Annotated in this window: 6 protein-coding genes and 1 pseudogene; 6 read left to right on the top strand and 1 reads right to left on the bottom strand. The window is 77.6% G+C overall.

Annotated elements, in window-relative coordinates; all coding sequences use genetic code 11:
* From RIF68_RS28130 to RIF68_RS28155, 6 genes are all read left to right on the top strand, one after another.
* Positions 1-197: poly-gamma-glutamate hydrolase family protein (locus tag RIF68_RS28130; RefSeq protein ID WP_309054109.1), on the top strand; the 197-nt coding region annotated here is incomplete at its 5' end.
* A gap of 124 nt (positions 198-321) precedes the next feature.
* Entirely contained in the window at positions 322-450 is a 129-nt protein-coding gene (locus tag RIF68_RS28135; protein WP_309054110.1) for a hypothetical protein, read from the top strand.
* Complete coding sequence (locus RIF68_RS28140) at positions 447-917, top strand: ACT domain-containing protein (RefSeq protein WP_309054111.1); 471 nt, start codon at positions 447-449, stop codon at positions 915-917. The genes RIF68_RS28135 and RIF68_RS28140 overlap by 4 nt, the downstream gene beginning before the upstream one ends.
* A gap of 111 nt (positions 918-1028) precedes the next feature.
* A complete protein-coding gene (locus RIF68_RS28145; RefSeq protein WP_309054112.1) occupies positions 1029-2684 on the top strand; it encodes an AAA family ATPase in 1656 nt (551 codons plus the stop codon).
* Between the two features lie 169 nt (positions 2685-2853).
* The gene (locus tag RIF68_RS28150) at positions 2854-3354 is read left to right on the top strand and encodes a hypothetical protein (protein WP_309054113.1); all 501 of its coding nucleotides are present in this window, start codon (positions 2854-2856) and stop codon (positions 3352-3354) included.
* Positions 3355-3371: 17 nt separating this feature from the next.
* On the top strand, positions 3372-3737 hold the full coding sequence (locus tag RIF68_RS28155) for an RNA-binding S4 domain-containing protein (RefSeq protein WP_309054114.1): 366 nt from the start codon (positions 3372-3374) through the stop codon (positions 3735-3737).
* A gap of 61 nt (positions 3738-3798) precedes the next feature.
* On the opposite strand, the pseudogene RIF68_RS28160 reads toward RIF68_RS28155, so the two are convergent.
* Positions 3799-4578 (bottom strand): annotated as a pseudogene (locus tag RIF68_RS28160) (germacradienol/geosmin synthase); the annotation flags it as partial.

Below are 4578 nucleotides of genomic sequence, written 5' to 3' on the forward strand. Positions count from 1 at the left end.
ACCGGACCGCCACCGGCGCGGGCGCCCAGCTCGAGATCTCCACCGCCCTGCGCCGGGCCATGTTCGGCGACTTCAGCGGGGCCCCGGCCCGCCGCCGTACGGCCGGCTCGGGCACCGAACCCGCCCATTTCTGGAACGCCTTCGTCGGCGCCGTGCGCGAGGCCGTCGACCGTCATGAGCGGGGCCTGGCCGCCTGAGCAGAGGCCGTGGGGCCCCGGCGCGGGGATCCCACGGCCCGGCCGGGGCAGGTCAGCACGGTGCCCCGGTGGCCGCATCCGGCCACCACTGGCCCGGAGGCCCCGGGCGCGCATACTGGGAGCCATGCACGTCGTCGCCCTCATGACCCCGCCCCCGCTCGCCGGCGTCCCGGCGGTGCCGGCCCTCGTCGACCAGGGCGGCACTCCGGCCCGGCCGGCGCGGACCTCGGTCGCCGTCCCGCCCCGCCGGTGAGCCGCCCCGGCGCCGGGCCCGGCGGCCGGCGCCCGGCCGCCCCGCACCCCGAACGCGACCTCGGCCGGCTCCTCGCCGGCCTGCGGCCCCTGCGGAACCCGGGGGCCTACGTCTTCACCACGGTCGACGGCCCCGCCCCGGCGGGTCTCGACCCCGTCGTCACGGTCGCCGAGGCGGAGGGCCGCACCCTCGTCGTACGGCGGGAGGAGGCCGACGCGGCGGGGCTCGCCTACGACTACGTGGCGGCCTGGATCACCCTGCGCGTGCACTCCGCCCTCGACGCGGTCGGCCTGACGGCCGCCGTCGCCCGGGAACTCGCCGCCGCCGGCCTGAGCTGCAACGTCGTGGCCGGTTTCCACCACGACCACCTCTTCGTCGAACACGACGGCGCCGACGAGGCGTTGGGCCTGCTCCGGGCCCTCGCCGACCGCTCCGGCGGCGGAACCGATCACGACCGGGACCGGTGAGGGACGCCGCGCCGTCCGCGTCGTACCCTGGGGCCCACGTGGGGCGACGGCCCCCGGCGCGCCCCCGCATGCGCCGGGGCGTGCGCCCCCAGGGGTGGGGGTGGAGAACGCGTGGGACATCAGGACGGCCGGCCCGTGCGGCGCGGCTTCGGCCTGCTCGAACGCGAGTCGGCCCTCGCCGTGGCCGAGGAGGCCCTCGACCGGCTGACCGGCCGCGCACGTCCCGACCGGGTCCCCGCACCGCGCGGCGCGGGCCGCGCCTCCCACCTGGTCGTCCACCGCGGCGGCGCCCGCCCCCGCACCCCCCGCCCTCCGGCCGAGGACCGCCCGGGCGGCGCCCCCGCACCGGGTCCCCGACCCGAGCCCCTGCCCGACCCGACCGCTCCCGGCCGCCGCCCCGGGACGACCCCGGAGCCCCGCCGGCGGGGCGGAGTGCTGCGGTACGAGGCGGCCCCCGGTCTCGGCAGGACCGCGCTGCTCGCCGAGATACGCCGCCGGGCCGTGGCCCGGGGATGCGTCGTCCTGGCCGCCCGCGGTACCGGATCCGCCGGAAGCCTCCCCTACGGGACCGCCCGCCGCCTGCTGCTGACCCCGACGGACGCCGGCATACCCGAGGACAGCTCCCGGGCGGCACGGGAGCGGCTCGACCGGAGCCTCGCCCGGCTCGCCGGCCATCGGCCCCTCGTGCTCGTCCTGGACGACGCCCACGCCGCCGACCCCGACTCCCTCCGCTGGCTCACGGCCTGCGCGGAGCGCGCCGGGGACCTGCCCGTCCTGATCGTCCTCGCCCACCGCGCCGGAGCGCTCCCCGAGGCCGCCGCGGGCCTCACCGGCCACCCGGCCCACCGGCTCGACCCGCTCGGTCCCGCCGCCCTCGCCCGGCTCGTCCGCGAACGCGTCGGCACCCACGCGGACGACACCTTCTGCCGAGCCTTCCAGGCCCTCACCGGCGGCAACCCCGCCGAGGCCGTCGCCCTCGCCGCCGCCGTCCGCGACCACGGCCTCGACCCCACCGCCGACAGCACCCGCGCGCTGCGTGACCTCGCCGCCGAGGTCACCGCCACCGGCCTGGTCGTCCTCCTCGAAAGCCTCGGCCCCACCACCGTCCGCCTCGCCTGGGCCTGTGCCGTCCTCGGCGCCGAGGCGCCTTCGCGCCTCGCCGGCGCCGTCGCGGGCCTCGGCGGCGAGACGGTCGCCGAGTGCGCCCGGCGCCTGCGGGAGGCGAGAGTGCTCACCGAGGCGGACGAGCCCGACGCCCCCCTCGCGTTCCGCCACCCCCTCCTCGCCACGACCGTCTACGCCGCCATCCCCGCCGCCACCCGCGTCGCCCTGCACGGCCAGGCGGCCTGGTGCGTCGCCGAGGCCGGTCTCGGCTCCACCGCGACGGCCCGGCACCTCCTGGAGACCCACCCCGAGGGCGACCCGTGGGTCGTCGGCCACCTGCGCGCCGCCGCCCGCGAACACCTGCGCGACGGCGCCCCCGAGGCGGCCGCCCGCAGCCTCGCCCGCGCCCTGCGGGAACCGCCCGCCGCCGAGGAACGCGACGACGTCCTCGCCGAACTCGACCGGGCGGCCCGCCTGGCCCGGGCCGCGGCCGGCACGGGCGGCGGAACCGGGCCGGACCCGGCCGCTCAGCGGGACGCCGGGCACCGCCTGTCCCCGGTGCTCGCCGACCGCGACCGGCTCGCCCGCGCCGCCGACCTGCTCGCCCGGAAGGCCCGCCCCGCGGCGGCCCCGCCGGACGGCTCGGGCGACGACGGCCCCTGAGCCCCCGGACCCCGAACGGCCGAGGTGGGGCACACCGGCCCCGGCCCGCCCGCCGCGTGCACCCGGGCGCCCCACGGGACGGACGGACCCCCGGCGCCCGGTGGCACCGGGCTCCCGGCAGGGCAACCCGGCGCGTCGCCCCGCGCGCCCGTGCACGTACCATGGCCGTATGTCCTTCCTCCGCCGCCGCAGCGCCGCCACACCCGCGGGCCCGGACTTCGACGTCCTGGCCATGGACCCGGGGGACTGGCCCGGAAATCTCGGCGCCGGTCTGCTGCCCGCCCCCGACGGTTCCTGCCAGGGCGTCTTCCTGCGCTACGACCTCTTCGGCGGCCGCGGACCCGCGATGATCATCGGCAACCTGCCGGAGGGCTCCCCGGCGCGCGAGCTCGCGGAGGGCCAGATCCCCTTCGAGGTCGCCCAGCTCCTCGCGGCCCTGGAGAACGACGAACCGGTCGAGGTGCTCGACACCGAGGACGTCCCCGTGATGCAGGGCGACAACCTGCTCATCGTGCGCCGCCTCAAGCTCTCCGAGAGCCGCATCTCCTGCGTCCAGTTCGACCGCAGCGACAACGTCCTCGTGACGATCGCCAGTTGGGACCGGCCGATCACCGACGACCTGTACGCGCTTCTCAAGCCCCTTCCCGCCGAGCTGTTCCAGCAGGGCTGACGGGGGAGCGGGGGCCGATGAGCGCGCGCGTCGACAGCTGGATCTGGGCGGTCCGCCTGACCAAGACCCGCTCCCAGGCCGCCGCGGCCTGCCGGGCCGGCCACGTCAAGGTGAACGGCGACCGGGCCAAGCCCGCCCAGGCGGTGAAGCCGGGCGACGAGGTGCGGATCTTCCACGGGGGCCGCGAGCGGATCGTCGAGGTGAAGGAACTCCACACCAAGCGGGTCGGACCGCCGGTGGCCGCCGAGGCGTACGTGGACAACAGCCCGCCCCCGCCGCCGCGCGAGCACGTCGCCCTCGCCGCCGTACGCGACCGGGGCGCCGGCCGCCCCACCAAGCGCGAACGCCGCGAACTCGACGAACTCCGCGGCCGCCGCCCCTGAGCGTCGCCGCACGGCGCCGAACGGCCCCCGGACGAGCTGTCCGGGGGCCGTTCGGCGTACGTCAGCGCGCCGCCGGGGCGAACACCTCGTCCACCCGCGCGGCGGCCGTCCCGAGACCCGTCGGCCCCCGCCGGGCGAAGGCCGTCCCGGCGCCCCGGTGGACGTCCTCGGCCCGGTAACGCCGCACACCCCGGTGCCAGTTGAGGATCCCCGCCAGCCAGTCCTCCAGCTCCCGCAGATACGAGGCGAAGGCGGCCCGAGCTTCACGGTCGAGCCCGAAGTCCTCGTAGAGCAGAGGCACTTCACGCAGCTTGAGATGCTCGTACTGGCGCAGTCGGCCGCGCATCAGGTCGTCGACCATCGCCATGGCGGTCGGGTAGTCGCAGCCGAAGAAGGTCTGCAGGACGAGGACGCCGTTGTGCACCTCGCCCTCCACCTCGATCTCCTTCTGGTAGGAGAAGAGGTCGTTGAGGAGCGTGGCGTAGTCGGCCACCGCGTTCTCCAGGGCGGTCACCGTACCGCTGGCGAAGACCTCGGGCGGCAGCGTTCCGGCACGGCGCAGCCGGCAGAGCATCATCGTCAGGTCGGAACCGAAGGTGGCCCGGCGCATCTCGATGTAGTCCACCGGGTCGGGCACACGGTGCTGCGCCTGGTTGTGCAGTTCCCAGAGCCAGCTGTCGAGCATGGCCTCGAGGGCGTGCCGCAGCTGGGCCTGGGACGCGGCCGGCATCGGACCCGCCGTCCGCGCCCACAGGTCCGCGAAGGACCGTTCGAGCGGAGGCGCGGGCAGGGACGCCGTGCCTGGCGCGGAGGCGTCCTCGGCCAGCAGGGCCTTCAGACG

The sequence above is a fragment of the Streptomyces sp. genome (assembly GCF_031178505.1).
In the GTDB taxonomy this organism is placed as follows: Bacteria; Actinomycetota; Actinomycetes; order Streptomycetales; family Streptomycetaceae; genus Streptomyces; species Streptomyces gulbargensis.